This window comes from Intestinimonas butyriciproducens (assembly GCF_004154955.1).
Taxonomy (GTDB): Bacteria; Bacillota; Clostridia; order Oscillospirales; family Oscillospiraceae; genus Intestinimonas; species Intestinimonas butyriciproducens.
Genome location: NZ_CP011524.1, coordinates 713,325 through 739,869 on the forward strand (window position 1 = coordinate 713,325; position 26,545 = coordinate 739,869).

23 protein-coding genes, 1 tRNA gene and 2 pseudogenes are annotated in these 26,545 nt (G+C 58.1%); 13 read left to right on the top strand and 13 right to left on the bottom strand.

Features of this window, described 5'->3' with window-relative positions:
* Nucleotides 1–100: 100 nt before the first annotated feature.
* From SRB521_RS03630 to fumC, 4 genes are all read right to left on the bottom strand, one after another.
* Nucleotides 101–1,114, bottom strand: coding sequence for an S-layer homology domain-containing protein (locus tag SRB521_RS03630; RefSeq protein ID WP_165816304.1), 1,014 nt, complete (start codon nt 1,112–1,114; stop codon nt 101–103).
* A gap of 223 nt (nt 1,115–1,337) precedes the next feature.
* The gene (locus SRB521_RS03635; RefSeq protein ID WP_033117449.1) at nt 1,338–2,360 is read right to left on the bottom strand and encodes an aldo/keto reductase; all 1,023 of its coding nucleotides are present in this window, start codon (nt 2,358–2,360) and stop codon (nt 1,338–1,340) included.
* Nucleotides 2,361–2,386: 26 nt separating this feature from the next.
* Nucleotides 2,387–3,562: an NAD(P)-dependent malic enzyme gene (locus SRB521_RS03640; protein ID WP_075705682.1), complete on the bottom strand. Its 1,176-nt coding sequence runs from the start codon at nt 3,560–3,562 to the stop codon at nt 2,387–2,389.
* A gap of 20 nt (nt 3,563–3,582) precedes the next feature.
* Complete coding sequence (gene fumC, locus SRB521_RS03645) at nt 3,583–4,950, bottom strand: class II fumarate hydratase (RefSeq protein ID WP_058117105.1); 1,368 nt, start codon at nt 4,948–4,950, stop codon at nt 3,583–3,585.
* A gap of 298 nt (nt 4,951–5,248) precedes the next feature.
* On the opposite strand from fumC, the gene SRB521_RS03650 reads away from it, so the two are divergent.
* The 4 genes from SRB521_RS03650 to SRB521_RS03665 all read left to right on the top strand — a co-directional run bounded on the left by SRB521_RS03650 (nt 5,249) and on the right by SRB521_RS03665 (nt 11,872).
* A complete protein-coding gene (locus SRB521_RS03650) occupies nt 5,249–5,860 on the top strand; it encodes a TetR family transcriptional regulator (RefSeq protein ID WP_075705326.1) in 612 nt (203 codons plus the stop codon).
* Nucleotides 5,833–8,289 (top strand): efflux RND transporter permease subunit, encoded by a 2,457-nt coding sequence (locus SRB521_RS03655; RefSeq protein WP_058117107.1) that lies wholly within the window; start codon nt 5,833–5,835, stop codon nt 8,287–8,289. Before SRB521_RS03650 ends, SRB521_RS03655 begins: the two co-directional genes overlap by 28 nt.
* Nucleotides 8,276–11,458 (top strand): peptidase, encoded by a 3,183-nt coding sequence (locus tag SRB521_RS03660; protein WP_116722219.1) that lies wholly within the window; start codon nt 8,276–8,278, stop codon nt 11,456–11,458. Before SRB521_RS03655 ends, SRB521_RS03660 begins: the two co-directional genes overlap by 14 nt.
* A gap of 338 nt (nt 11,459–11,796) precedes the next feature.
* Nucleotides 11,797–11,872 (top strand) — tRNA-Pro (locus tag SRB521_RS03665).
* 135 nt (nt 11,873–12,007) lie between these two features.
* Here SRB521_RS03665 and SRB521_RS03670 read toward each other — a convergent pair.
* The 7 genes and pseudogenes from SRB521_RS03670 to SRB521_RS03690 form a co-directional block, all read right to left on the bottom strand.
* Entirely contained in the window at nt 12,008–13,690 is a 1,683-nt protein-coding gene (locus SRB521_RS03670; RefSeq protein WP_242976573.1) for a hypothetical protein, read from the bottom strand.
* Nucleotides 13,691–13,693: 3 nt separating this feature from the next.
* Nucleotides 13,694–13,825: pseudogene (locus tag SRB521_RS16425) on the bottom strand (helix-turn-helix transcriptional regulator); the annotation flags it as partial.
* A 133-nt stretch (nt 13,826–13,958) separates the two neighbouring features.
* Nucleotides 13,959–14,135 (bottom strand): hypothetical protein, encoded by a 177-nt coding sequence (locus SRB521_RS16015; RefSeq protein ID WP_021629799.1) that lies wholly within the window; start codon nt 14,133–14,135, stop codon nt 13,959–13,961.
* An 18-nt stretch (nt 14,136–14,153) separates the two neighbouring features.
* Nucleotides 14,154–15,464 (bottom strand): FtsK/SpoIIIE domain-containing protein, encoded by a 1,311-nt coding sequence (locus tag SRB521_RS03675; RefSeq protein WP_116722221.1) that lies wholly within the window; start codon nt 15,462–15,464, stop codon nt 14,154–14,156.
* On the bottom strand, nt 15,448–16,413 hold the full coding sequence (locus SRB521_RS03680; RefSeq protein WP_025543416.1) for a viral replication protein: 966 nt from the start codon (nt 16,411–16,413) through the stop codon (nt 15,448–15,450). Before SRB521_RS03680 ends, SRB521_RS03675 begins: the two co-directional genes overlap by 17 nt.
* Nucleotides 16,414–16,569: 156 nt before the next feature.
* On the bottom strand, nt 16,570–16,887 hold the full coding sequence (locus SRB521_RS03685; RefSeq protein ID WP_025543417.1) for a hypothetical protein: 318 nt from the start codon (nt 16,885–16,887) through the stop codon (nt 16,570–16,572).
* 180 nt (nt 16,888–17,067) lie between these two features.
* Nucleotides 17,068–17,364 carry a helix-turn-helix domain-containing protein gene (locus tag SRB521_RS03690; RefSeq protein ID WP_129868777.1) on the bottom strand — a complete coding sequence of 99 codons (297 nt, stop codon included), beginning with the start codon at nt 17,362–17,364 and terminating at the stop codon, nt 17,068–17,070.
* Nucleotides 17,365–18,160: 796 nt separating this feature from the next.
* On the opposite strand from SRB521_RS03690, the gene SRB521_RS03695 reads away from it, so the two are divergent.
* Nucleotides 18,161–18,538, top strand: a complete 378-nt coding sequence (locus tag SRB521_RS03695) for a helix-turn-helix domain-containing protein (RefSeq protein ID WP_021629806.1) — start codon at nt 18,161–18,163, stop codon at nt 18,536–18,538.
* On the top strand, nt 18,535–20,016 hold the full coding sequence (locus SRB521_RS03700) for a recombinase family protein (RefSeq protein ID WP_116722222.1): 1,482 nt from the start codon (nt 18,535–18,537) through the stop codon (nt 20,014–20,016). The genes SRB521_RS03695 and SRB521_RS03700 overlap by 4 nt, the downstream gene beginning before the upstream one ends.
* 50 nt (nt 20,017–20,066) lie before the next feature.
* On the opposite strand, the gene SRB521_RS03705 is transcribed toward SRB521_RS03700, so the two are convergent.
* Nucleotides 20,067–20,240 (bottom strand): hypothetical protein, encoded by a 174-nt coding sequence (locus SRB521_RS03705; protein ID WP_116722223.1) that lies wholly within the window; start codon nt 20,238–20,240, stop codon nt 20,067–20,069.
* Between SRB521_RS03705 and mobC the strand changes: the two are divergent.
* The 6 genes and pseudogenes from mobC to SRB521_RS03735 form a co-directional block, all read left to right on the top strand.
* A pseudogene (mobC, locus tag SRB521_RS03710) lies at nt 20,241–20,465 on the top strand (plasmid mobilization relaxosome protein MobC); the annotation flags it as partial.
* A complete protein-coding gene (locus tag SRB521_RS03715; RefSeq protein ID WP_002596230.1) occupies nt 20,437–22,062 on the top strand; it encodes a relaxase/mobilization nuclease domain-containing protein in 1,626 nt (541 codons plus the stop codon). The pseudogene mobC and the gene SRB521_RS03715, both read left to right, overlap by 29 nt.
* On the top strand, nt 22,052–22,438 hold the full coding sequence (locus SRB521_RS03720) for a cysteine-rich VLP domain-containing protein (RefSeq protein ID WP_002596231.1): 387 nt from the start codon (nt 22,052–22,054) through the stop codon (nt 22,436–22,438). Before SRB521_RS03715 ends, SRB521_RS03720 begins: the two co-directional genes overlap by 11 nt.
* A 72-nt stretch (nt 22,439–22,510) precedes the next feature.
* Nucleotides 22,511–23,305, top strand: coding sequence for a replication initiator protein A (locus SRB521_RS03725; protein ID WP_006356266.1), 795 nt, complete (start codon nt 22,511–22,513; stop codon nt 23,303–23,305).
* Nucleotides 23,302–24,144, top strand: a complete 843-nt coding sequence (locus tag SRB521_RS03730; protein ID WP_002596233.1) for an ATP-binding protein — start codon at nt 23,302–23,304, stop codon at nt 24,142–24,144. Before SRB521_RS03725 ends, SRB521_RS03730 begins: the two co-directional genes overlap by 4 nt.
* Nucleotides 24,145–24,158: 14 nt before the next feature.
* Complete coding sequence (locus tag SRB521_RS03735; RefSeq protein WP_002596234.1) at nt 24,159–24,353, top strand: transposon-encoded TnpW family protein; 195 nt, start codon at nt 24,159–24,161, stop codon at nt 24,351–24,353.
* A gap of 64 nt (nt 24,354–24,417) precedes the next feature.
* On the opposite strand, the gene SRB521_RS03740 is transcribed toward SRB521_RS03735, so the two are convergent.
* Nucleotides 24,418–24,618, bottom strand: a complete 201-nt coding sequence (locus SRB521_RS03740; protein WP_002596235.1) for a hypothetical protein — start codon at nt 24,616–24,618, stop codon at nt 24,418–24,420.
* A 225-nt stretch (nt 24,619–24,843) separates the two neighbouring features.
* Here SRB521_RS03740 and SRB521_RS03745 point away from each other — a divergent pair, with 225 nt between their 5' ends.
* Entirely contained in the window at nt 24,844–26,460 is a 1,617-nt protein-coding gene (locus tag SRB521_RS03745) for a recombinase family protein (protein WP_002596236.1), read from the top strand.
* The last annotated feature ends 85 nt before the right edge of the window (nt 26,461–26,545 follow it).

Consider the following 26,545-nt stretch of genomic DNA (forward strand, 5'->3'; position numbering starts at 1 on the left):
GCTCAATGAAAGGCCGCCGTCCCGGATAAAATACAAGGGCTCGCAGGATAGGTTCGGGCGATGACAGGCGTTGCGATAGACACCAGAAACAACGGATTTATCATGCCAAAGCAACGATCTCCAGAGTGGATTCTCCTGTGGAGAGGTCTACGGTGTACTGGTACAGGCCGGCCTCAGAGAGGACGGCCTCTTCGGGATGCCCCGGGTTGACGATCACTGTCTCCGGAATGGTACAGGTATAGGTTAGGGTACGTCCATCGGCGCTGAGGACCGGTTCTTCTGGAGCGGCTCGCATACCAAGGCCGTTGCGCGGGGGCAGCGGCAGCAAGACCGTCTCACCGGCGCCCTGGGCAGAGCCCGGCTTGTAGACCAAGGCGAGGACAAACACGGGACCGTGGGCCCACCCATCCGTTCTGGTGCTGAGTACGGTACAGGTGCCGGCCTCCAGGCGGGCTTCCACGGTGACATTCATCTCGCCCTTGATCAGGGCGTCGATGGCGGCGTCATAGGAGGCCTGTTCCTCCTCTGTTGCGTCGGAGGGAGCCTCCGGCTCCTCCGGCACCGCATCCAGGAAGGGATTTCTGGGGAATGCTGTCTCAAATTCTGCCTGAGAAAATGCGCCCCTATCTACGAGTTTCTGTGCCAGCGTATCATTGCTGTCCTTTTGCTCTGCGAAAAGAGCAGCACAGGTTACAGCAACGGCATCAGCCCGAAGAAAGTTATTCCGGTCCACAATTTCAGGCAGGATACCGCAGTCTTCTGCCAGGGACCAGGGGGAATCCCAGGTAAAGTCGGCGCCGTCGGCATAGCCCAGGGCACGGAGCATGAAAGTCACATACATAGCACCGGTGGCGGTGTCTTCGGCGCCGAAGGCGGTATCCGCGGTCCCTTTGGTGAGGCCTTGGTCATAGGCATAGGACACATATCCATCGGCCCAGGCGGGGACATCCGTAAAAGGATGGGTTTTGGGCTGCAGCTCTGCCTGTACCCCCTTACCCAAGGAACGTACCAGCATGGTCACTGCCTCCACGCGGCTGGGGGCCCGGTCCAGGTCAAAATCAGTAGAGCCATCTTCCAGCACCCCTACGCCAAGGAAGAGATCTAGTTCCTTCAACTGAGCTGCCAAAGCTGTCTGAAGGCGCAAATCCCTTACCCCGGCAGCATATGCTGCCGGGGTAAGGGAGAACATCAGGGCCAAGGACAGAAGTATGCCTAGTATTCTGGAGTGAAATTTTTCCATAGGTATATTCCTCCTAAAAGATGATCGGGACTGTAAATGGAATGAAACCCGGAGCCTCGCCAGCCTTTGCGGCGCTGATTTTGGCGGAAAAGCTGCGCTACAGCGCCTTGCCCGCCAGGATCTCCCGGTAGTCCCGATAGTTGTCCTCCAGAAGCTTGGGGGTGTCCAAACCGTAGGGGCACTTTCGGGCGCACTGATTGCAGTGGAGGCACTGCTCGATACGGGCCATTTTCTCCTGCATCTCGGGGGTGAGCTGGGCCTCTCTGGGGGCCCGGCGGATCATAAGGGACATCCGGGCACAGTTATTGATCTCGATCCCTGCGGGGCAGGGCATGCAGTAGCCGCAGCCCCGGCAGAAATTCCCCTGGAGTTGGGCCCGGTCCCGCTCCACCACGGCGGCGAGCGCCGCCGTGAGGGTGGGAGGGTTGTGGATATAGGAGAGGAACTCCCGCAGTTCGCGCTCCCGCTGAACGCCCCAGATGGGCAGCACGTGCTCATATTGGGCCAGCCAGGCATAGGCGGCGGCGGAGTTGTTGATGAGCCCGCCGGAGAGCCCCTTCATGGCGATGAAGCCCATGCCCGCCTCCCGGCAGGCCTCCGCCACCGCGATGTCCTTGTCCGTGGCCAGGTAGCAGAAGGGGAACTGAAGGGTGTCGTAGAGCCCGGAGCGGATGGCCTCATGGGCCAGGGTCATGCGGTGATTGGTGATGGAGATGAAGCGGATCTTGCCCTGCCGTCTGGCCTCCAGCATGGCCTCATAGAGCCCGGAGCCGTCTCCGGGCTTGGGGCAGAAGGCGGGGTTGTGGAACTGATAGATGTCGATATAGTCGGTCTTCAGATTCCGCAGGCTGGTCTCCAGGTCGGACCAGAAGCCCTCCGCCGTGGTGGCCGCCGTTTTGGTGGCGAGATAGAACGCGTCCCGCCGGTCCGAGAGGGCGTAGCCGATCTTCTCCTCGCTGTCGGTATAGAACCGGGCGGTGTCGAAGAAGGTGATGCCCGCATCCAGCGCCATGCGGAGAAGCCGGGCGGCCTCCTCCCGGGAGACGCGCTGGATGGGCAGCGCCCCGAAGCCGTTTTTGTTGACGGTGATGCCGGTCCTGCCCAGCGTTACCATATCCATAGGAATGACCTCCGCTCTCGTCTGCTTTATCCGATTCTGGCGATGCCCTGCTCTCTGGCCTCGTCGGCCACCGCCTTGGCCACGGCGTCGGCGACGGACTTGTCCAGGACCGAGGGAATGATGTAGTCCGGAGAGAGTTGCTCCTCCGGGATAAGGGCGGCCAAGGCGCGGGCGGCCCGGACCTTCATGCCCTCGGTGATGTCGGTGGCCCGCACCATGAGGGCCCCCTTGAAGATGCCGGGGAACACCAGCACGTTGTTGATCTGGTTGGGGAAGTCGCTCCGTCCGGTGCCGATGACCGCCGCGCCGCCCCTGCGGGCCTCCTCCGGCATGATCTCCGGTACGGGGTTGGCCATGGGGAACACGATGCCGCGGCGCATGGTACGCACCATCTCCGCGGTGACCAGGCCGGGCCGGGACACGCCGATGAAGGCGTCGGCGCCCCTGAGGGCGTCAGCCAGGGTGCCGTGCTCATGCGCCAGATTGGAGATGTGGGAGATTTCCTCCTGGCCGGGGTTGAGTCCCGGGTCTCCCTCGCAGATGACGCCGTTGATGTCGCACATCACCACGTTGCCGAAGCCCATCCGGATGAGCAGCTTTCCGATGGCGATGCCTGCGGCGCCGGCGCCGTTGATGACGATCTTGACCTTGCCCATCTCCTTCCCGGTGACCTTGATGGCGTTGAGCAGGGCGGCTGCCACCACGATGGCGGTGCCGTGCTGGTCGTCGTGGAACACGGGGATGTCGCAGCGCTCCTTCAGCCGCCGCTCCACCTCAAAGCAGCGGGGGGCGGCGATGTCCTCCAGGTTGATGCCGCCGAAGCTCTTGGAGATGAGGGCGATGGTGTCCACCAGCTTGTCCACGTCTTGGGTATCCACGCAGATGGGAAAGGCGTCCACGCCGCCGAACTCCTTGAAAAGGGCGCACTTGCCCTCCATCACCGGCATGCCGGCGGCCGGACCTATGTCGCCCAGACCCAGCACGGCGGAGCCGTCGGTGATGACGGCCACCAGATTGCTCCGGCGGGTCAGGTCAAAGGATTTGTTGTAGTCGGCCTGGATCTCCCGGCAGGGCTGGGCCACGCCGGGTGTGTACAGAAGGGACAGGTCCTCCCGGCTCTCCACATGCTTGCGGGAGACCACCTCGATCTTGCCCCGGAGGGCGTAATGCAGCTCCAGAGACTTTTGGCTGATTTCATCCATGGGAATACCGTCCTTTCCGGTCACACCATCTCTTCCGGATGGAAGACCTCGTCAAATTTTTCAGGGGTCAGGAAGCCCAGCTTCACGCAGGCATCCTTTAGGGAGATGTTCTCGCTGTGGGCCAGCTTGGCGGTTTTGGCCGCGTTGTCGTAGCCGATATAAGGATTGAGGGCGGTCACCAGCATGAGGGAGTTGTGAAGGTTGTGGCGGCACTTCTCCCGGTCGGCGGTGATGCCGGCGGCACAGTTGTCGTTGAACGAGTCCATACAGTCGGCCAGCAGGCGCACGGACTGGAGAAAATTATAGATGCACACGGGCATGAACACATTGAGCTCGAAGTTGCCCTGGCTGGCCGCCATACCCACGGCCGTGTCGTTGGCCATGACCTGGACGGCGACCATGGTCACCGCCTCGCACTGGGTGGGGTTCACCTTGCCCGGCATGATGGAAGAGCCGGGCTCGTTTTCCGGAATACGGATCTCACCCAGGCCGCACCGGGGGCCGGAGGCAAGCCAGCGCACGTCGTTGGCGATCTTCATGAGGTCGGCGGCCAGGGCCTTGAGCCCCCCGTGGGCAAATACCAGCTCATCCTTGCTGGTGAGCGCGTGGAATTTGTTGGGGGCGGTCACGAAGTCCTTTCCAGTGAGCTCGCTCACCGCCCGGGCCACCTCCTCGGCAAAGCCGGCGGGGGCGTTGAGGCCCGTCCCCACCGCAGTGCCGCCCAGGGCCAGCTCATGGAGCCCGGGCAGAGCCGCCTCCAGCATGGTCCGGTCCCGCTCCAGGGAGGCGCGCCAGCCGCTCACCTCCTGGCCCAGTGTGATGGGCACCGCGTCCTGGAGATGGGTGCGCCCCGATTTCACCACGTCGGCATTCTCCGCCTCCAGCCGCCGCAGCGTGGCGGTCAGGGCGTCCAGCGCGGGGAAGAGCCGGTCCTCGATCTCCACCGCCGCCGCGATGTGCATGGCGGTGGGAAAGGTGTCGTTGGAACTCTGGGACATGTTTACGTGGTCGTTGGGGTGGAGCAGCCGTTCTCCTGCCAGCTCGTTGCCGCGGTTAGCCACCACCTCGTTGACGTTCATGTTGCTCTGGGTTCCGGAGCCGGTCTGCCACACCACCAGGGGAAAATGGTCGTCCAGCTTGTGGGCGGTCACCTCGTCGCAGGCGGCGCAGACAGCCTGAAATCTGGCGTCATCCAGCCGTCCCAGCCGGTGATTGGCCATAGCGGCGGCCCTTTTCAAAACACCGAAGGCGTGAATGATCTCCAGCGGCATCCGCTCCGTCCCGATCCTGAAGTTCTGGTAGCTTCGCTGGGTCTGGGCCCCCCAGTACCGGTCTGCCGGCACCTTCATCTCCCCCATGCTGTCCCGTTCTATGCGGTAATCTCCCATATGCCTGCCCCTTTTCTGATTTGGTTTTCTTTTTTATACCACATTCTGCGCCGGATTTCCATACCCTGATGCCTGGAGAACCGCCGAAAAAGCGACATAGGGCCGCCCGGAGCGCGGCTGCGGAGCAGACAGGCCGCGGCGGCGGGACGCTCATGGGGGGCGCGGGCGTTTTGCACAGAAGGAGACAGAGGTGATGGGGCCAATACTGGAATAGATAATATACATATGTCTGTTATCTTGACAGACGTTCTGCACAGGTGTATCATGCCCTTATCAAACGGGGAAGGGGAGCGGGCGTGTGAAACGGGAAAGGGAACGGACGGCGGAGCGGGAGGACCTGCGGCAGCGGAGGACCAAAAAGTTTTTGGTGCACGCGCTGCTGGCGCTGATGGAGGAGCGGCCGTTCCAGGAACTGTCGGTGGTGGATATCTGTGAGCGGGCCATGGTCCACCGCACGACCTTTTACGCCCACTTTGAGGATAAGTATGCCCTCCTGCGCTATGCCATCGGAGAGCTCCAGCAGGAATTTGAGATGACGGAGGAGCAGGAGGGCCGCTGTACCGGCGAGCGGGACTACTTCCTGGCGGTATTCCGCAACGCGCTCACCTTCCTCAGGGACCACCGGAAACTCTACCTCTCCGGCATCACGGGGGGCGGAGCCGCGCTGCAATTGCTGGAGGACGCGGTGGTGGAGAAGATGTGCGGCCGGGTGCGGATGATGGGAAGGAGGGGAGCCTCGGTACAGGACGAGCTCTCCGCCCGCTTCTGTGCCGGTGGGATCCTGTCCATGGTGCGCTGGTGGGTGGTGCAGGACGATCCGGTGGATGAGAGCTGCCTGGCGGAGTGCCTGGAGCGTTTTTTGCCTGAAGAGGGGGGAGTTCCATGCAAGAGAAGAGATCGGAAAATGTGATGACGAGGCTGTCGCGTTTCATCGTCGACAAGCGGAAAGCGTTTTTCATGGTGTTCCTGGTGGCGTCGGTGTTCTGCGTCGGCTCTATCGACAAGGTAGAGGTAAACGACGACATTACCTCCTATCTTCCGGCCGAGACCGAGACCCGCCGGGGCCTTGACCTGATGGAGCAGGAATTCATCACGCTGGCAAGCGCCGACGTCATGGTGGACAACATTACATACCAGCGGGCGGAGGCGCTCTCGGGGAAGCTGGCGGATATTCCGGGCGTCTCCGAGGTGGCTTTTGACGATACCAGTGACCATTATCGGGGCGCGGCCGCCCTCTTCTCCGTCACCTTCGACGGGGAGGCCGACGATCCGGCGGCGGAGGAGGCCGTCGAAAAGATCCGGACGATACTGGCGGACTATGACGCCTACCTCTCCACCGAGGTGGGACGGGACACCTCCGCCGATCTCCAGCGGGAGATGGGCATCATCCTCATGATCGCCGCCGTAGTCATTGTGGTGGTCCTCCTCTTCACCTCCAAGAGCTATATGGAGGTACCTGTCTACCTCATCGTTTTTGTGGTGGCCGCCATCCTCAACATGGGCACCAACTACTGGTTCGGCACCATCTCCTTCATCACAAACGCCATCGCCGTGGTACTCCAACTGGCCCTGGCCATCGACTATGCCATCATCTTCTGTCACCGCTACATGGAGGAGCGGGACAACGGCCTGGCGGCGCGGGAAGCCGATATCACCGCCCTCTCCAAGGCCATTGTAGAGATCTCCTCCTCCAGCCTCACCACCATATCCGGACTGGTGGCCCTGATGCTCATGCAGCTGCGGATTGGCTTTGATATGGGTATCGTTCTAGCCAAAGGCATCATATTTTCCATGATCTCTGTATTTCTCCTGATGCCCGGCCTGCTGATGCTCTTCAACCGGCCCATTGAGCGTACCCGCCACCGGAATCTGGTACCCAAGATCGACTTCTGGGGCCGGGCGGTGGTGAAGCTCCGGTATGTCCTCCCGCCGGTCTTTCTGGCGGTGGTGATCGCTTGTGTGTTCTTTTCCAACCGGTGTGAATATGTCTTTTCGGCCGACTCCGCGGATTTTGACAACAAGCCGGATTGGCAGATCGCCGACGAGAAGGTCCATGATACCTTTGGGGAAAAGAACACCATCGCCGTGCTGGTCCCCAGGGGAGACTATGATAAGGAGGGGAAGGTCCTCCGCAGGGTGGAGGATCTGGACAATGTCACCGCCGCCACCGGCCTTGCCAACATCGAGGTGGAGGACGGGCGCTATCTCACGGACAGGATGACGCCCAGGCAGTTTGCGGAACTGGCCGGAGTGGATGTGGAGCTCTCCAGGCTCCTCTTCCAGGCTTATGGCCTTTCCAACGAGGAGTACGGCGCCGTCTTTCAGGCCCCGGACGACTACGCCGTGCCTCTGGTGGATGTATTTGAGTTCCTCTGTGAGCAGAAGGACAAAGGCGTGGTAAAGCTCACCGACGACCAGGAGGAGAAGGTGGACGATCTCCAGGAAACCCTGGACCAGGGCCTGGAGCAGCTCCGGGGCGAGCACTGGTCCCGGCTGGTCTTTACCGCCGATGTGCCCGAGGAGGGAGAGGAGACCTATGTCCTGCTGGACCAGATCCGCGCCATCGCAGGCAGCTACTACGGAGATGATGTGGTGTTGGTGGGCAACTCCACCAACGCCCGGGACCTGTCGGAATCCTTCGGGCAGGACAACTTGAAGATCAGCGTCCTCACAGCCCTCTTCGTCATGGTGATCCTGCTGTTCACCTTCAAGTCCGCTGGGCTCCCTGTGCTGCTGGTGCTCACCATCCAGGGCTCTATCTGGATCAACTTCTCCTTTCCCTATCTCACAGGGACCAACCTGTTCTTCCTGAGTTACCTGGTGGTCTCCTCCATCCAGATGGGCGCCACCATTGACTATGCTATTGTAATAACAAATCGTTATATGGAATTGAAAAATTATTATAAGGATCGAAAACAGGCGGCTGTAGAGGCGCTGAGCCAGAGTTTTCCTACCATTCTCACCTCGGGCAGCGTCATGTCGGTGGCGGGGTTTCTCATTGCCGAGATCTCCACCGACGCCACCATCGGCTCCGTGGGGCTGGCTCTGGGCCGGGGCACCGTGACCTCCATCATTCTGGTCATGACGGTGCTGCCCCAGATGCTGATGCTGGGCGATGTGATCATCGAAAAGACCGCCATTACCCTCAACCGCAACCGGAAACAACGATTCCACAACGGCGTCATGCGGGTGGACGGACACCTCCGGGGACATGTCTCCGGCTTCGTGGACGGGGAGTTCAAGGGCGTCCTGCGGGGCAGTGTGGATGCCCTGATCGAGAGCAAGTATCAGGAGCTGGAGCTGGAAGACGAGGAGGAGAGCAGGCATGCGGAAAAGTAAACGGATCATTTCCCTCCTGACGGCGCTTTGCCTGACGTTGGGACTGTGCCCCGCCTCCGCCGCGGAGGGGCGGACGGTCTCCGTGGGTACGGCGCGGGAGCTGATCGCACTGTCTAAAAGCTGCACGCTGGACACCTGGAGCCAGGGGCTCACCGTAGAGCTCACGGCGGACATCGACCTGGGAAACGCCGCATTCCGGCCCATTCCCATCTTTTGCGGCGTCTTTGAGGGGAACGGACACCGCATCAGCGGCCTGCGGGTCACGGGCAAGGGGTCCGACCAGGGCCTGTTCCGCTACCTCAAAGAGGAGGCGGTGGTCCGGAATCTGGAGCTGGAAGGGGAGATCCTGCCCGAGGGCACCAAGAGCGGGCTGGGCCTTCTGTGCGGGCGGAACGAGGGCACGGTGACCGGCGTGACCGTCTCCGGTACGGTCTCCGGCGAGGAGGATGTGGGCGGTCTGGTGGGGGTCAACGAGGCCACCGGCGTGTTGCGGCAGTGTGAAAATCAGGCTCAGATCACCGGTGTGACCCACATCGGCGGCATTGCAGGGCGCAATGAGGGGACCATCGAAGCCTGCATCAACCGGGGCGCGATTGATCCGGACGCCAATGACGATGCCCAGGACACAGGCGGCATTGCGGGCCGCTCTTCCGGTACCATCACCGGCTCGGTCAATCACGGGGAGATCGGCTATCCTCACACCGGCTACAATGTGGGCGGTATCGCCGGGCGGCAGAACGGCAGTGTGGTGGGCTGTGAGAATTACGGCTCCATTTGGGGGCGCAAGGACGTGGGCGGTATCGTGGGACAGTTCGAGCCCTATACTGTCCTGACCTATGGGGAGGACCCCATGCAGAGACTGGACGACGAGCTCTCCCGGCTCTCCGGCCTCATGACCCGCCTCACCGACCAGATCAGCGGCTACAGCGGGGACGCCGTGGACGACCTGAAGGCCGTCAGCGGCGCCATGGACGCCATTCGGGAGACCGCCCATACCGCAGGGACCGACGGCAGGGAGGACGCCCAGGCGGCTGGAGAGGCGATCTACGACTCGGCTCAGATCATCAACGGGGCGCTGGGGACACTTCTGGACCATACGGAGACCTTCGCCGCGGCGGCGGACCGGGATCTCACCGAGCTGGGCGACGCCATGGACGCGCTCCGTGACTGCCTGGACAAGGGCTTTACCGCTATGGACAGCGCGGCCTATGAGGCGCGGCTCACACTGGATGCCCAGGTCAGGGATATGGAAGTTCAGGCCGGACGCATCAGCGCGGCCATCGAGGAGATCGGCGCCTACTTTGACGCCCTGGATGGGGTGGTGCGGGCCGCGGGAAGTCTGCTGAACGGCGGCACACTGGAGGCGCTGGAGGACGCTGTGGAGGAGTTGAAGCGCCACGATGTGGAGCGTGCGCTGACCTCCATTGGGACATCGCTCCGGGAGATCAGCGGGGATGTGACCGCACTGCGGGAAAATCTGGGCGACGCCCTGGACGACTTCGGCGACGCGGCGGACGACACGTGGGAGGAGGCCGACGCGGCCCTGGATCGGGTGTCGGGGGCGGCAGACGGGCTCCAAAGCGCCTGCAAAGGGTTCAGCGACGCCGCCATTGGAGAGCTGCGCACCGTCAACAGCGCCGTGGATGCCATTGAGGATATGCTTCGGCAGTGGCTGGGGGCGCTGAGCGGAAAGGGTGGAAATGCGGCCGATCAGATCGACGAGCAGCTCCAATTGATTGGAGACCGGGTGGACCGGCTCACCGACGGCGCGGCCTCCGCCAACCGGGACCTCCACGATACCACCGGGGATATCCTCAGCCAACTGGACAGTGTCCGCTCTGCCATCACCGATCTGGGTTCCACGCCGGAAAAGACGGTGGATGATGTGTCCGACAGCGTGGAGCAGGAGGGGGAGCAGGGCAGGGTCATCTCCTGTGCTAACCACGGTGAAGTGACCGGCGACGCCAACGTGGGCGGTGTAGCCGGTATTCTGGCCACTGAGCTGGGTCTAGACCCGGAAGAGGACCTGGACATCCAGAACGACAAGCTCCTCTCGGACACCACTGCCTATATCAAAGCTACGGTACGGGACTGCCGCAACGCCGGCGCGGTCACAGCGAAAAACGATTGCGCCGGAGGGATCATCGGCCGGGGCGAGGTGGGCGCCGTGCTGGACTGTCGGAACACCGGGGATGTAGAGACCGCCTCGGGAGGCCAGTGCGGCGGAGTGGCCGGACTCTCCCGCACGGTCATCCGCCGGAGCTATGCCCTGTGTTCCCTTACGGGAAACGACAAGGTGGGCGGCGTGGCCGGAGAGGGGCATGATATCCGGGAGTGCTATACCATGGTGTCTGTCACCGGCGGTGGAGAACGGTTCGGGGCCGTGGCGGGCATGGCGGACGGCGAGGTGGAACGAAACTATTTTGTTCGGGAATCCCTGGCGGGCATCGATGGCGTGGACTATGCGGGAAAGGCGGAACCCATGGACTATGAGGACTTTGCCGCAGTGCCCGGTATGCCGGAGGAATTCCTGGGCTTCCGCATTACGTTTCTGGTGGATGGAGCGGCCATCAAGACCTTGGCGGTCCCCTACGGTGGAGATCTGGACCCGGAGTCCATTCCGGAGGTCCCGCGGAGGGAGGGCGTCTATGGGGCATGGGAGGATTTCTCCCAGGAGAATATCACTCGCAGCCGGACGGTGGAGGCGGTGTACAGCGATTGGATCACCACGATTTCCACCGGAGAGGAACAGCCCGTGCTGCTGCTGGAGGGAGCGTTTGCCCCCGGAGCCAGGCTGGAGGCGGAGGACTGGACGCCGGGAGCGGGCAAACTTCTGGAGGGATATCGGTTGGCGGCCGGATATACCTTCTCGGTGGAGGACAGGGGGCAGGCAGAGCCCCAAGGCGGTTATACCGTCCGTGTCCGGGTCCCGGACGCCAAGGGAGAGGTGTGCGTGGCCGTCTGGCAGGACGGCGCGTTGCGGCTCGCGGAGGCCCGGCAAGAGGGGAGCTACCTCAGCTTTCCTATGGAGCGCGAGGGCTCCTTTGCGGTGCTGACAAGGCCTGGCGTCCCCTCTCCCTGGCTCTTTGCGGCGTCCGCCGCGGTACTGGCAGCCCTGCTGGTGTTGCTCCGGCACAAAAAAAAGGACCGCAGCAAGGCGGCAGTATAGTATAAAGAAGGGTCTCCGCATCCCGGGAGATGGTCGCCGGGAGCGGAGGCCTTTTACAGCGGGAAAGGGCTTGCAAATAACCGCAGAATATACTATACTAAAACAGTCTGTTCGAGATTAGCACAATTGGTAGTGTGCCTGCCTTTTGGGGAGGATAGATACCCTATCCATTTTCCTGAAAGCGAAGACCCGGAAGCCTTTGGGACAGTAACTTGCGGCGGAAATTCCCCAGTTGAAAAAACTCTCGCAAAATCGGGCTTGACCACAGCGGCGCCCACAGACACGAAAAACTTGCTTTTTTCTTCTCCGCATGGTATCATGCAGAGAAAACTGAATAACCGGGTGTAGCGCAGTTGGTAGCGCGCCTGCTTTGGGAGCAGGATGCCGCAGGTTCGAATCCTGTCACTCGGACCAAACAATGATAATCCGAACTACATTATCCAGGTGGGTAATGTGTTCGGATTTATCATTTCTATTGAGAATATATTGTAAAACAACAGGGGGAGGAAACGAAGTTTCCTCCCCCTGTTATTAGAGACGCATCTGGAGTCAGTGGATCGTGCCAGGTGGATAGGGCCCATAAATGGAGGTCAAGAATCCATCCTCGTCTAAGGTTACCTCCAGGAAGGAATCATCCGCCATCGTCAGTTTGACCACTCCCTCATACTGCGCCGGGCCGATGGACGCAACCTCGCCGTAGTCGAAGTAACTGCTTTTCCGATACCACCATAGGGCGCGCTGCTCCTCCGTCATGTCCGCCCATTCGCCGGGGAGGTTCACCGCATCCTTCCGCATGGGCGACCAGGGAGCCAACTCTGACTGCCACTGCAGGTTTATGTTGGGGATAAAACTGCTGTAATCCACAAGCGCCCACCGACTGTTGTAGTTGGGCAGATCGTAGCTCATGTAGAAAAAGCTCCGATGATCTCCGTCCCGGTCGATGGCGACCTGCTGGGATTCTATTCCGCCCCAAAGATAGCAGCGCTCCGGGCGGTATCCCGACAACGCCTCCAGTTCCTCCAGCAGAAGGCCCCCCTGCTCCCGCGGAGTGGGCATCGGCGTCCCATCCGGCGTCCAACCGATCAGCTCGTCAGGGCGCAGTTCCATAAAGGTCACGGTAGTGCCGCCGATGGCCCCGCCCTGTGTGCGGGTGTCCTGGACTCCATCCCTCCGCCAGAGAAAGCCAGGGGAAAGGCGGTCGTACACCGGGGCGTATTCGTCCAGATACCACTTGGTGCCGAACTCATAGGAAAAACCAAAAGCTCTGTCCGGCTCATAAAACAGGAAGAAATAGCCCTCCGGCACCGACAGCTCGTCTATTTCCTCCGGCATGGTATATATACAGTATCCGTCGGGCAGGCGGTCATAGATCTGGTAGGACTTGCGGGGGGCCTCGCCCTGCGGCCTGGCGACGATTTCCAGCTCCCCGTCCAAATCCAGGTCGGTCATGCCCTCTAAATGTTCCGTGATATGAAAGACTATCCTGGGTTCCTGGTCGATGACAGAGAAAAACACCGCATGCTCGTCACCATCACAGCGCACTACAAAGCTGGGATAGCCCAGAACATTTCCGACGAAGGTGGCCCAAGAGTCGTCCTGGTTCCATACAAGCCCCTCCTCGTTGCAGCGAAACAACACGTTCCAATCCCGCCCGCCGCCCCGTCCAAGGAACCAGCAGGTGGGGCCATCGTAGGGTTCCTCAGTCCGAACCAGGGCAAGGGTGCAGTTCCCCTCCATTTGCAGCTCCGAATCCACCTCCCAGCCCTCGGGGAGGTATTCCTCCGGGGAGCCCCAGGGCTGCAGGCGGTCGAGGTCAAAGTCGACCAGCTCGGAGCACTCTAATTCCAAATGGTCAGGCCATTGATGGTATTCCAGCTGCCGGGCAAGGCGTACTTCCTCACTGGGAGATGACAGGGGCATATCGAACAGCACCGTTCCATCCTCTTGAGCAGGAACGGTTACTGCCGCATCTATCGCTCCCTGCGGAGACTGGAAATTCATGATGACCTGTCCGTTTCCAGGTGACAGTTCCCCCCCATGAGAGGCAGACGACTGTTGCGAGACAAACCAGCCCAGAGAGAAAGCCATCACAAGTACGGCCACTCCTACAACGCTCGTCAGTAAAATGCACTTTTTCGATATTTTGGGAGAAGAAGGTTCCCGCTCCTCCTCTTTGAGCAATTCAGCCAGCGTACCGACGGGAAGATCAAGCACCGCTTCGATGCCTTCCAAGTTTCGCGGGGTGGGGACAGATTGTCCTATCTCCCATTTGGACACCGCCTGCCTGCTGACACCAAGTTCTTCTGCCAATCGCTCTTGGCTCATGCCTTTTTCTTCTCTGGCTTGACGGATCGCAGTTCCCAGCATAGACACCACTCCCTTCTTGTCTCGCCTTAATTATAGCAAGTGGGCCCGGTTGCGTCTACAAACTTTCCCGCAACTGGTACAGTTGCGGGAAAAAAGGGTGGGAGTATCGTTTGAGATGCCCCCGCCTTGTGCGTTAGTCTTGTTTTACCTTGTTCTGTTCCTGTTGCGCTTTCCACTCGGCAAATTCCCGCTGTCCTTCCTCGCTCTCGAAAAAGGCCTGTATCTCCGGGAGCAGGACACGGGCCAGGGCCTCCACTTCATGGTAGGGTATCCCGGTGCCGTAGTCGTTGACCTTCTTCTTCCTCGCCATAGGAACCGCCCCCCAGTCTTATAGCTGCTCCTCGTTGAACAGGTAGCCCTGGAACACAGTCCCATCCCCGGTGATGAAACGGCCCCTTGCGTCTTTTGGTATCTGCTCGGCGGCGCTGGTGTTGTCGAGAATGATTTGAGAAAGCACACTATCCGCTCTGCCGCAAACACGGAAATCCATGTTGTTGCGTATCTGGCCGGGGATGATGGTCGCATCCGGCCTCTGCGTGGCAAGAATGAGATGAATACCAAATGCCCGTCCCTGCCGCGCAATGGTGGACAGCTTGTTTTCAATTTGTGCCAGCAGCTTCTTCCGTTCGTTATCAGCTCCGGTCTTGTCCAACATCTCCGCCACCTCGTCACAGGCGAACACCAGCCGGGGAAGTCCCTCCCCCGTGGCCTCGTTGTAGGTGTCCAGGTCTTTGCACTCCGTTTCTTCCAGCCGCTTTTTGCGGCACTCCAAAACCGCCGTGAGTTGGTCTAAGGTATGGAGCAATTCATCCTCCCGGAAACACATGTGGCATTTCTGCCGCCAAACCCTGGGGAAGTCTACGCCGCCCTTGAAGTCCGCTATGTAGACCTCCGCCCCCTTTTCCACCGCCTGCATAAGCAGCAGCTTCAGCAGTACGCTCTTTCCGCTGCCCGTGGAGCCGCCCAGCAGGATATGGGGGATGTTGGCGAGGTTCACCGTCACAGGCCCCGTCAGGCTTTCCCCCAGCACCAACACAAAGCTGTCCGGGGACAGATATTTGTCTTTCCAGGGGAGCAAGGCCGGAAAATCGCTCTCGGCGGGGACGGCATAGACACAGATGATTTTCCGCCCCTCCGCCCATGTCATTTTCGCTATGGTGATATTCAGGGCCGTTTCAATCCTGGCCCGCTTGTCCTCCCACTCCCCCAGAGGTATGCCACAGGGGTCAAACTCCCAGAGCGTCAGCCGGGGCGTGTCCTTGTCCCGCTGCTTGCACAGGAGGATAGGGGCCTCTCCGGCGTGGTTGACAAGGCCCACCTTCTGCAAGCCCTCCTTTGCCTCCCTGCCGCCCCAGGGTGTTCCCAGGAGTACCAGGACGGCCAGGAGGCCGCCCACGGCGTAGAGAGGCACTAACAGGTCTATAACGGCGTTCAGGACGGGGGAAAACATACCGTAGGCGTCCAGGCCGAACAGGTGTCCCCGGAACAGCCAGACCAGCACAGCGCCCGCAAGGTACGCCGTGAGCAGCAGCCCCTTGTGGGGTGTGTCCCTGGCCGCCATAAGCCCCGCTTTCATGCGCCGAAGCAGATGGCGGTTTTCCGTCCGCCTGGTGATGGTGTCTTTATCGTTTCTGGTCACAGGGCCAGCCCCCTTTCTTCTTCTGGACGGTGGTTCCGTCCGGTAAAAACTCAATGATGTTATGGATACGGCGGAGGAACGCCCGCCAGGTTTCCGGCCTGTCCCACTGTTCGCCCCGGTACTGCTTTTCCAGCGGAAGGTTAGAGGTGATATAGACCGTGGTATAACAGGCCGTTTTGTCATTGTACCGGGCGGGGAGGGACAGGGGGTAAATGTCCAGATAGTTCAGCATATCTTCAATGGGGACTTGCCCGCTGAACTCCTCGAACACAAGCACCTCCTGCCCGTGGTAGCCGTCAAAGGAAATGCCTTTTGCCGCCCGGTAGTTTGTCACCCGGTAAATGCTCCGGGGGTCGTGGGCCTCGTAAATGCTCCTTGTCTTGCCCGCCCCGCTGGCCCCGTAGAGGTAGGATACTTCCAGGGGCCTGTTTTCCACGGCGTACTTCTCCGCCGTCAAAGTCTGCCGGAGCAGGTCAATGTCACGGACACGAAAGGCCATAGCCGGGTTATCGTCAATGATTTCCGTGGTGGTCATGCCGTCCCGGATATTCTGGACGAGCCGGAACATCTCCGGGTGTTTCTCCGCTCGCTCCGGCGGGGCCTCGCCCCATTCCTCGAAAGTCCCAGGCACCGAGGTTTCCGCCTTGTCCGTATCCGCCCATCGGCCATCCTTCCGCAGATAAGAGCGGTTTTCCTGCACCGACCCGTATGCCTTTTCAATATGGGCTATGGGGAAACGCTTTTTGACGGTAGAAAAGCGTGACGGCGATGGAGCGTAGAAGAAAACATGCGTGTGATATGTCCCCGTTGTCGCTATCTCGTCGGCCATGCAGTAATAGTCGGGCGAAAACAGGTGCAGCTTTTCGGAGATAGCGGTGTGGTCTAATCCGGCCTCCAACGGGTTGTTAATGACCAGTGACCACTTGCGGGATTGGGAATTGTTTCCCATAGTCAGCCTCCTTGTTTTGCTACATGCTACATGTTTCCCATAAGGGGTAATACTGCCCCCTTATGGGAAAGGCGGCGCTGGCGCTGCCGCCGGGGGACACTTCCCTTGAGGGGAATTGTCTTTTCCCCGGCTGGCCTCCCCAGCGCCGCCAGCGCATCAGGTCTTAGGGTTCACCAAATGGATACCCGTGGCCCTGGCCCCCACCTGGGGCTGCCCCTGGCTCCAATAGATGAATACCTCCAGGCCGTCAAAGCGCACCTCCGCATAGCCGTCCGGGGCGTCCATGCGTTTATCCCCGTCAATCCGCACATTGATTTTGTCCAGGCCCTTTTCCGGCATAGCGACGGTATAGCGGTAGCCGAGGACGGTATCAGTTTTGCGGTTTTCACGATACTCATAGGCCGGGGACACCTCCACCAGCCACAGCTTGCTCCCAAGGCTCCGGGGGTCAATGATAAGGTCGGTGATCTTCATAGGTTCTCCTTTCCGGGCGGTGCGTGGCCTTTGCCCCACCCTTTTGAAATCACAAGTCCTTGTGTTGTCCCCATCATACCAGGGAAAAAGCAAAATGTCGTTTCATGCGTGAAACACTTGAAAGGGCGCAAAAAACCGACGCCCCTGTGCTGTATAGGGCGTCGGCTTTTAATCGGTCATTCACTTGTCAGATGTCAGAAGGGGGAGGCCCCTGCCGTGCAGCAGGTCGTTGGTTTCGTCTACGGTGTAGCCATGCTCCGCCGCCTCGTCCCACACATAGAACTCCGGGAACGCTGTATAAAACAGCTCACGCCGCTGCTCTAATGTGAGTTCCAGCGCCTGGGCAATGGCCTGTATCGTCCTTAACTCCGGCCGGTAGTAGGGGTTCCTTTCTGTGTCGTAACTCGTTATTCTGCTGATGGTCGCTTTGGACTGTCCGGACATTTTCGCCAGCCGTGCGGGACTCCATTCCAGCACGGCTAAATATCCGTTCACCAGCTTGGACAATTCAAGTCTATAATCCGGGCCTTGCTTTGGCGTCTGAACTGCCAAAGCTGTATCCTCGGATTACAGATTTCGGTTTAGATGGGTTTGCCGCCGGAGGTGGTGCGCCTGGGGTCGTGTCGCTGGGGTCTATGGTATCGCCGTAACAGGAAAAGACTACTTACCATAGCGGCCACCTCCTTATCGTGAAATACGCCTTGGGTGAATAATAGTGTTTACTATCCACCTCCGGCGCGCAAAGCCCGCTCACGATAATTCAATGTTACATTGGAATACGGAAATGGAGCCGTATTCCCCCGTCAATCCTGGGGCACTTGCCGGGACAGCGTACAGCAACCGCTTTCCCATGCCCGTCACATGTGGGCGGTATCTTAAACACCGTCCGGGGTTCCTCCTTGTGTGCCGCTGAAAACGGCGGCTTACTTTGCTTCTTGGTTTTTCATGTTTCATTTATGGCAGGGCAACGATATATTACCATACCTATTCCATATATTGATGAATATTTTGTAAATAATTCTATATCTTGCGTTGCCCTGCCTTTCTTGCCAGTAGCCCAGCCCCCTCCCCCTGTCAATGGTCAAGATAAACGGCCCATGTGCCGCCATTGACAGGGGGAGGGGCCTGGGCTTTTCGGTTATCAAGGGGTGTCAGCCGCAGGCTGGCTGACACCCCGGTTCAATACTGGGATTTACGAGGAAACAAAATAAAGAGTTGACTAATATGCTTATTTGCGATAGTCTTATATCAACAGAAAAAGGAGGCCCGCAGAATGAAAGAAATGATTGGTGAACGCCTAAAAGCCCTCCGTGTGGGTGTCCGTCTGTCCCAGACGAAACTTGCCGGGATACTCGGCACACAGCAGTCCAGTATCAACCGATACGAGCAGGGCCAAGCCGTCCCAGGGCCGGAGATGTTTGTGAAGTACGCTGACTATTTTGATGTGTCTATGGATTATCTCTACTGCCGTACAGACGAGCCACGGGGCAAGCTGTACGACTACAAGCCCCAGGCGCTTAAAGAAAAGATGGAACAGAGCGAGGAAATGCGGGAATTTATAGAAATGTGCTTTGACCCGCAAGCGCCCGTCAACAAGCGTCTGAAAGAGGCGCTGCTTCGGATTATGACAGAGGAGGCGAACGAGGAATGAAAGCGGTGATCTATGCCCGGTATTCCAGCGACAACCAGCGGGAGGAAAGCATTGAGGGCCAGCTTCGGGAGTGTACGGCCTATTGTGTGAAAAACGACATTACCATTTTGCGGACATACATTGACCGGGCCTTGTCCGCCAAGACCGACAACCGCCCGGACTTCCAGCGCATGGTGAAGGACAGCGCCAAGGGCCTGTTTGATGTGGTCATTGTCTGGAAGTTAGACCGTTTCGCCCGGAACCGCTACGACAGCGCCCATTATAAGGCCCAGCTTCGGAAGTATGGCGTCAAGGTGCTTTCTGCTACGGAAAACATTTCCGAGGGGCCGGAGGGTATCATTCTGGAAAGTATGCTGGAAGGTATGGCGGAATACTACTCCGCTGAGCTGTCCGAGAAGGTTATCCGGGGCCATACGGAAAACGCTCTGAAATGCAAGTATAACGGCGGTACGCCCACCTTCGGCTATGTTATAGACAAGGATATGCAGTACCAGCTTGACCCTCGCACCGCCCCCGTGGTGCTGGAAATATTCACCCGGTATGACCAGGGAGCCACCATGAAGGAAATCATGGAGGAAATGCGGCAAAAGGGCGTTACAACGGTACGAGGTAAAAAGATTGACCTGAACTTTATGGCCCGTCTGCTGAAAAACCGGAAGTATATCGGGGAATACAGCTATCGGGAAATTGTCACCCCCGGCGGTATCCCCGCCATTGTCCCCCAAGACCTGTTTGACAGGGTGCAAAAACGGCTTGCGGCAAACAGAAAAGCCCCGGCCCGCCACAAGGCCGAGGACGATTATCTGCTGACCACAAAGCTGTTTTGTGGCACCTGCGGGGCCATGATGGTTGGCGAGAGCGGCACCAGCGCCAGCAAGGGCCGGAAATACCATTATTATCGCTGTGTAAACACCAAGAAACAAAAAAGCTGCAACGCCAAGCACAAGAGCATACGGAAAACGCCCATTGAAAACGCTGTTGTCAACGCTGTTATGGCAAAGGTAATGGACGATAATTTTGTGGAGTACATAGCCGACACCGTGATGGACATTCAGACCAGAGAGAGTAGCGTCCTCCCGGCACTCCGGCACCAGTTGGAGGAAACAGAGCGAGGTATCACCAATATGCTGAACGCTATCCAGATGGGGATTATAAACGCCTCCACCAAACAGCGGCTTGACGAGTTGGAGGACAGGAAAGCGGATATAGAGCTGCAAATCATCCAGGAGAAAATGAACCACCCCATGCTGACCCGTGAGGATGTGACATACTGGATTTGCCGTTTCCGTACCCTGGATGTGTCCAAGCTGGAAGAACGGCGGAGGCTTATTGACAGATTTGTAAACTCCGTGACCGTCTTTGACGATTACATTTTGATTACCTTTAACTATAAGGAGGGTGAGGAAAGGCTTGATTTTACTGACATTGAGAGTTCGGATTTACAATCGGTCGGGGGACCATGCGGAGTGTCCTTATAGGATTTGAGTATCCTGTAACGGACACTCCGTATTTTTGTTTTCTGCAAAATTTATACTGCAATCTGTGCCGGGGCGTAGCTGACAGCTACGCCTTTTCTCGTTTCCATGATAATGTCGGCCTCCGGGATTTTCTTGCGGTCTGGCACTTCAAAGGCCCCGATGCAGTTGTAGTGGATGACCACCTGCTGATTGGTCACGCCATCCTGCTTTTCGGCGTGGTACACATCAATGACGAGTTGCTTTCCGCTGTCGGGAAGCTGACAGCCGAGTACGGCAGGATCGGCGGCAACCTCAATCAGATTGCCCGGTATCTGAACGAATACGGCGTACCCTACAACACCCTTTCCGGCGAGGTACGCGCCGCCATATCCGACCTTGCCGTCCTCAAGTATGAAGTCCTCAAGAAAGTAGGTGACGCGGTTGGCAACACTCAAGCATATCAACTCTAAAAACGCCGACTACGGAGCCGCCGAGCAATATCTTCTCTTTGAGCATGACGAGTTTACCATGAAGCCCGTCCTTGATGAAACCGGCAGGCTTATCCCCCGCGAGGACTACCGGCTGTCCACGCTGAACTGCGACGGGGAGGATTTTGCCGTTGCGTGTATGCGGGCCAATCTCCGCTATCAGAAAAACCAGCGGCGGGAAGATGTGAAAAGCCACCACTACATCATCAGCTTTGACCCGCGGGACGGGCCGGACAACGGCCTGACCGTAGACCGGGCGCAGGCGTTGGGGGAACAATTCTGTAAAGAGCATTTTCCCGGCCACCAGGCCCTTGTCTGCACCCACCCGGACGGGCATAACCACAGCGGCAACATTCATGTGCATATCGTCATAAACAGCCTGCGGATTGAGGAAGTGCCGTTCCTGCCCTACATGGACAGGCCGGCCGATACGAAAGTCGGCTGCAAGCACCGATGTACCGACGCTGCCCTGCGCTACTTCAAATCCGAAGTCATGGAGATGTGCCACCGGGAGGGGCTTTATCAAATCGACCTCTTGAACGGCAGCAAGAACCGCGTCACCGACCGGGAGTATTGGGCGCAGAAAAAGGGACAGGCCGCGCTGGACAAGCAGAACGCCCCCATGATTGCCGATAGTATCACGCCCCGGCAGACCAAGTTTGAAACGAACAAGGAGAAGCTGCGGCAGACCCTACGGAAAGCCCTTGCCACCGCCGCCAGCTTTGACGAGTTTTCCTCTCTGTTGCTGCAGGAGGGTGTGACCGTCAAGGAGAGCCGGGGGCGGCTTTCCTACCTCACGCCGGACAGGACAAAGCCAATTACCGCCCGGAAGCTGGGCGACGATTTTGACCGCGCCGCTGTCTTTGCCGTTTTAGAGCAAAACGCCGCCAGAGCAGCCGAAGCGCCAGCCAGATCCCCCGATCCCCCACGCACCATAAAAGACCGCTTGCAGGTTGCCAGAGCCGAGATAGCCGCCCCGAAACAGGACGGAGTGCAGCGGCTTGTGGACATTGAGCAGAAAATGGCCGAGGGCAAAGGCCGGGGCTATGAACGCTGGGCGAAGATACACAATCTGAAGCAGGCCGCCAAAACGCTGTCCGTCTACCAGCAATACGGCTTTACTTCCCCGGAGCAGTTAGAAGCCGCCGTTGACACCGCCTATCAGAAAATGCGCCAGACCAGCGGCGAACTGAAAGCACTGGAAACGAAGCTGCAAGGGAAAAAGAAGTTGCAGCGGCAGGTGTTGGCCTACGCCCAGACCAAGGCCGCCCGCGACGGGCTGCGGGCACAGAAATCCGAGAAAGCCCGCGCCGCATACCGGCAGGCCCATGAGAGCGATTTTATCATAGCCGACGCAGCAGCCCGGTATTTCAAGGCGCATGGCATTACCAAGCTGCCCGCCCGGAAAGCGTTGCAGGCCGAGATCGAGCAGCTTATCTCCGAGAAAGACGGCCTGTATAACACCTATCACGAACAGAAACAGCGGTTCAAGGAGTTGCAGACCGTCAAGCGGAACATCGACCAGATTTTGCGCCGGGACGAGCCGCACCGCAGAAAGGAGCAGAGCCATGAGCGATAACCTGCCCCACATGGACTACCGCCAGCACCGGCGGGCGCGGCGGCTGGTACATGAGTGCTGTAACTACGATGAGGGGAACTGCCTGCTATTGGACGACGGGGAGCCTTGCGTGTGCGTCCAGAGCATTTCCTTTTCCCTCATGTGCCACTGGTTCCGTGTGGCTGTCCTGCCCCTTGACGGGGAGCTGGCCGCAGCCCTCTTGTGCCGGGGAAGCCGGAAACGGTGTGCCGTCTGCGGGGCGGCCTTTGTCCCCAAATCCAACCGGGGAAAATACTGCCCCGACTGCGCCGGGCGCATGAAGAAAATCAAAGCCGCCGAGAGAAAGCGGAAACAAAGGCAGAGATGTCACGCTTTAGAGCCTTTCAAACCCGCATAAATCAAGGCTTTTTTCGTGGGTGTCAAAGGGTACGCGATACATTTATCCTTTTCCCCCGGAAACGGCGTTTTAATGCGTGACAATACGCCAAAATCAACCCGAACACAGGGAGGTGATCCTATCGCTGATTATATCAGGGCAGACACGCGGCTGCCCGCCTATCTGCCGTATCCCCGTTTCCTGCTGAAAATGGAGATTTCACAGACCGCCAAGCTGCTGTATTCGCTGCTGTTAGACCGTTCCACCCTCTCCCAGAAAAACAAGTGGCTGGACGACGAGGGCAGGATTTATATTATCTATCCCATCGCGGAGATAGCAGAAATACTGGATAAAGGCAGCACCACCATCAAGGGGGCGCTTAATGAACTGGACACGGCGGGGCTGTTGGAACGGGAACGGGGCGGCTTCTCCGCACCGAACCGGCTTTATGTCAAAGTACCGCCAGTGCCACAGGTACAGTTTTCAGACCAACTGATGGCCGGAAGTCCGCCCCTCATAGAGCCGGAAAACCGTCCTACTGATGGTCAGAAAACCGACCTTATGATGGTCGGAAAACCGTCCCCTAACCAAACTACTATAAACAACCTTACAGAGAGCCAAACAAAGGGAGTGAGTGGGGGGCCGTCCGCGCCCTATGGCCGATATGGAAATATTTTTCTGTCACAGACCGAATACGACGAGTTGCAGGCAGAGTACCCTGACAGGCTGGAACGGTTCATCGAGGAAATGAGCCGCTACCTTGCCGCCAACGGGAAAAGCTACCAGAACTATGCCGCCGCCCTGCGGATATGGGCGGGGAACGACAAAAAGGAAGCCCCTAAAAAGGGCATACCAGACTACTCATGCAAGGAGGGCGAGAGTTTATGAAGAATGAAATCAACGCGGTTTTGGAGAATATGACGACCACCATCCCGGAGCCGGAGGACTACACCGGCGAGGACGGTTTACTGTACTGCGGCAAGTGCCGCAAGCCGAAAGAAGCCTATTTTGCGCCGGATAAGGCCGCTATCTTCGGGCGCGACCGCCACCCGGCAGAGTGCGACTGCCAGAGAACCGCCCGCGAGGAACGGGAAGCCGCCGAAAAGCGGCGCAGACACCTTGACACCGTGGAAGAACTGAAACGCCGGGGCTTTACCGACCCCACCATGCGGGACTGGACTTTCGAGAACGACAACGGCAGGAACCCGCAGACCGGGCTTGCCCGCCGGTATGTGGAGCATTGGGAAGATATGCGGACAGACAATATCGGCTGCCTGTTCTGGGGCGGCGTAGGCACCGGCAAAAGCTACCTTGCAGGCTGTATCGCAAACGCCCTCATGGAGAAAGAAATCCCCGTCCGCATGACGAACTTTGCTCTTATCCTCAATGACCTTGCCGCCAGCTTTGAGGGGCGCAACGAGTACATTTCCCGCCTTTGTCGTTATCCGCTGCTGATCCTTGACGACTTCGGCATGGAACGCGGGACGGAATACGGGCTGGAACAGGTGTTCAATGTGATTGACAGCCGTTACCGCAGCGGCAAGCCGCTGATCGTCACGACCAACCTTACGCTGGACGACCTGCACAACCCGGAGGACACCGCCCATTCCCGGATTTATGACCGCCTGCTTTCCATGTGCGTCCCGGTACGCTTTACCGGCGACAACTTCCGGCAGGAAACCGCCAAGCGGAAAATGGAGAGCATGAAGAAACTGATTACCGACTGAAAGGAGTATTGCCTATGGCAGATAACAAGCAGCACGACACCCGCACCACCCGCCGCCCTGACTGTGTGACGGAAATCCGCATGGGCAATTCCGTCCTTGTCGTGTCCGGCTATTTCAAGAAAGACACCACAACCACAGCCGCCGACAAAATGGCGCGGGTACTGGAAGCGGAAGCCGCTGCTACACAGGAGCCGACTTATCCGGCGTGAACCGGGGCATGGAAAAGCGGCCATGCCAGGGAGCATGACCGCTGGAACGAAAATCGGAAGTGCTTTAGCAATTCTTAATCTCATTCTCTATAAAATAATTTGCAATTTCAAAGGCTTTTATTCTTCTCTTTGCCAATGTGATTTGTGATTTATAACGCTCGGAATTATCCTTTGATTCAAATGTTTTTACTGTTTCTCTTAGCTTGTGCAGAGTTGAATCAATTTGCCTTTTGGCCGCGGTTAATTCATCTATTGTATACTTCATGTTTTCTCCTTTAACTTCTGATTTTTTTGTTAAATCAGAGTATACCACGGAGTTATGAACTTTTCTACTGCAAATATGGGACGACAACCCATACCATAAAAATCGGAAAATTGAAAAGCTGTAAAGAAGCAAATTTAACGCTTTTGCCGCTGTACAGCCCCCGCCGTTCCGTGGTACAATGAAACCACGGAATAGTGGGGCTGGCTGTCGGAAACGGAGGATTTTATGTTAAGACAAGCCACCCAAAACCTCATTACCGCCCTTTATCCGAGATTGTCCCACGAGGATGAATTGCAAGGCGAGAGTAATTCCATATCGAACCAAAAAAGGATACTCGAAACCTACGCAAAACAGAACGGCTTTACCAATCTGCGCTGGTACACCGACGACGGTTTTTCCGGCGCGAACTTCCAGCGGCCCGGATTTCAAGCCATGCTTGCGGACATTGAAGCCGGGAAAGTGGGTACGGTCATCGTCAAGGACATGAGCCGGTTAGGGCGAAACTACTTGCAGGTAGGGTTTTACACGGAAATGCTGTTCCCTCAAAAGGGTGTGCGTTTTATCGCTGTCAACGATAATGTGGACAGTGCCAGCGAGGGCATGGACAACGATTTTACCCCGCTGCGAAATCTGTTCAATGAATGGCTGGTGAGAGATACGAGCAAGAAAATCAAGGCAGTGAAAAAGTCAAAAGGCATGAGCGGCAAGCCTGTTACCAGCAAGCCGGTTTACGGCTATGTGATGGACGAGGACGAGAATTTTATTATAGACGAGGAAGCCGCCCCGGTGGTGCAGCAGATTTACCAGCTTTGCCTTGCCGGGAACGGCCCGACCAAGATTGCCCGTATGCTGACGGAGCAGCAAATCCCCACGCCGGGGACGCTGGAATATCAGCGGACAGGCAGCACCCGCCGTTATCACCCAGGCTATGAGTGCAAATGGGCGACCAACACCGTCGTTCATATCCTCGAAAACCGAGAGTACACCGGATGTCTGGTGAACTTCAAAACGGAAAAGCCTTCTTATAAGGTCAAGCACAGCATAGAGAACCCCGTCGAGAAGCAGGCCATTTTCGAGAACCACCATGAGCCGATCATCGACAAGGAAACATGGGAACGGGTGCAGGAGTTACGCAAACAGCGCAAACGCCCGAACCGCTACGATGAAGTGGGGCTGTTCTCCGGGATTTTGTTCTGCGCCGACTGCGGCCATGTGCTGTATCAGCAGCGGTATCAGAACAAAGACCGCAAACAGGACTGCTACATCTGCGGCAGCTACAAGAAGCGCACCCGCAACTGTACGGCGCACTTTATCCGCACCGATCTGTTGACCGCTGGTGTCCTGGCAAATCTCCGGCAAGTGACCGAATACGCAGCCAAGCATGAGAGCCGGTTTGTGAAACTACTTGTCCAGCAGAACGAGATCGGCGGCAAGCGAAAGACCGCCGCAGCCATCAAGCAGCTTGAACAGGCGCAGGAACGCATTTCTGAAATCAGCCGCATTATCAAGCGGCTGTATGAGGACAATGTAAACGGCAAAATCAGCGATGAGCGTTTCATGGAACTGTCGGCTGACTACGAAGCCGAGCAAGCGGAGCTGAAAAAGAGAGCCGCCGCCCTGCAAGCCGAACTGGACAAGTCACAGGCAGCTACCGTCAACGCCGAGAAATTTATGGGCATTGTCCGCAAGCACCTTGCCTTTGAAGAACTGACCCCCACTCTCTTGCGGGAAATGATCGAGAAAATTGTGGTGCATGAGTGCAGCTATGATGAGAACGGCACCCGCAGGCAGGACATTGAGATTTATTACAGCTTTGTCGGCAAGATTGACTTGCCCGAATAACCGCCCGACCTATCCGACACAATGGCCAAGTGTCGGATAGGAACGGCAAAATTTTTTGCACTTCTATTGCTTCTTTATCACACAT

What these genes read in the sequence shown, in the direction of transcription:
- SRB521_RS03635 (WP_033117449.1), bottom strand. Translation starts at nt 2,360, where the DNA reads ATGGATATGGTAACGCTGGGCAGGACCGGCATCACCGTCAACAAAAAC.
- SRB521_RS03640 (WP_075705682.1), bottom strand. Translation starts at nt 3,562, where the DNA reads ATGGATGAAATCAGCCAAAAGTCTCTGGAGCTGCATTACGCCCTCCGG.
- fumC (WP_058117105.1), bottom strand. Translation starts at nt 4,950, where the DNA reads ATGGGAGATTACCGCATAGAACGGGACAGCATGGGGGAGATGAAGGTG.
- SRB521_RS03655 (WP_058117107.1), top strand. Translation starts at nt 5,833, where the DNA reads ATGCAAGAGAAGAGATCGGAAAATGTGATGACGAGGCTGTCGCGTTTC.
- SRB521_RS03660 (WP_116722219.1), top strand. Translation starts at nt 8,276, where the DNA reads ATGCGGAAAAGTAAACGGATCATTTCCCTCCTGACGGCGCTTTGCCTG.
- SRB521_RS16015 (WP_021629799.1), bottom strand. Translation starts at nt 14,135, where the DNA reads ATGGCGAGGAAGAAGAAGGTCAACGACTACGGCACCGGGATACCCTAC.
- SRB521_RS03680 (WP_025543416.1), bottom strand. Translation starts at nt 16,413, where the DNA reads ATGGGAAACAATTCCCAATCCCGCAAGTGGTCACTGGTCATTAACAAC.
- SRB521_RS03685 (WP_025543417.1), bottom strand. Translation starts at nt 16,887, where the DNA reads ATGAAGATCACCGACCTTATCATTGACCCCCGGAGCCTTGGGAGCAAG.
- SRB521_RS03695 (WP_021629806.1), top strand. Translation starts at nt 18,161, where the DNA reads ATGAAAGAAATGATTGGTGAACGCCTAAAAGCCCTCCGTGTGGGTGTC.
- SRB521_RS03700 (WP_116722222.1), top strand. Translation starts at nt 18,535, where the DNA reads ATGAAAGCGGTGATCTATGCCCGGTATTCCAGCGACAACCAGCGGGAG.
- SRB521_RS03720 (WP_002596231.1), top strand. Translation starts at nt 22,052, where the DNA reads ATGAGCGATAACCTGCCCCACATGGACTACCGCCAGCACCGGCGGGCG.
- SRB521_RS03725 (WP_006356266.1), top strand. Translation starts at nt 22,511, where the DNA reads ATGCGTGACAATACGCCAAAATCAACCCGAACACAGGGAGGTGATCCT.
- SRB521_RS03730 (WP_002596233.1), top strand. Translation starts at nt 23,302, where the DNA reads ATGAAGAATGAAATCAACGCGGTTTTGGAGAATATGACGACCACCATC.
- SRB521_RS03735 (WP_002596234.1), top strand. Translation starts at nt 24,159, where the DNA reads ATGGCAGATAACAAGCAGCACGACACCCGCACCACCCGCCGCCCTGAC.
- SRB521_RS03740 (WP_002596235.1), bottom strand. Translation starts at nt 24,618, where the DNA reads ATGAAGTATACAATAGATGAATTAACCGCGGCCAAAAGGCAAATTGAT.
- SRB521_RS03745 (WP_002596236.1), top strand. Translation starts at nt 24,844, where the DNA reads ATGTTAAGACAAGCCACCCAAAACCTCATTACCGCCCTTTATCCGAGA.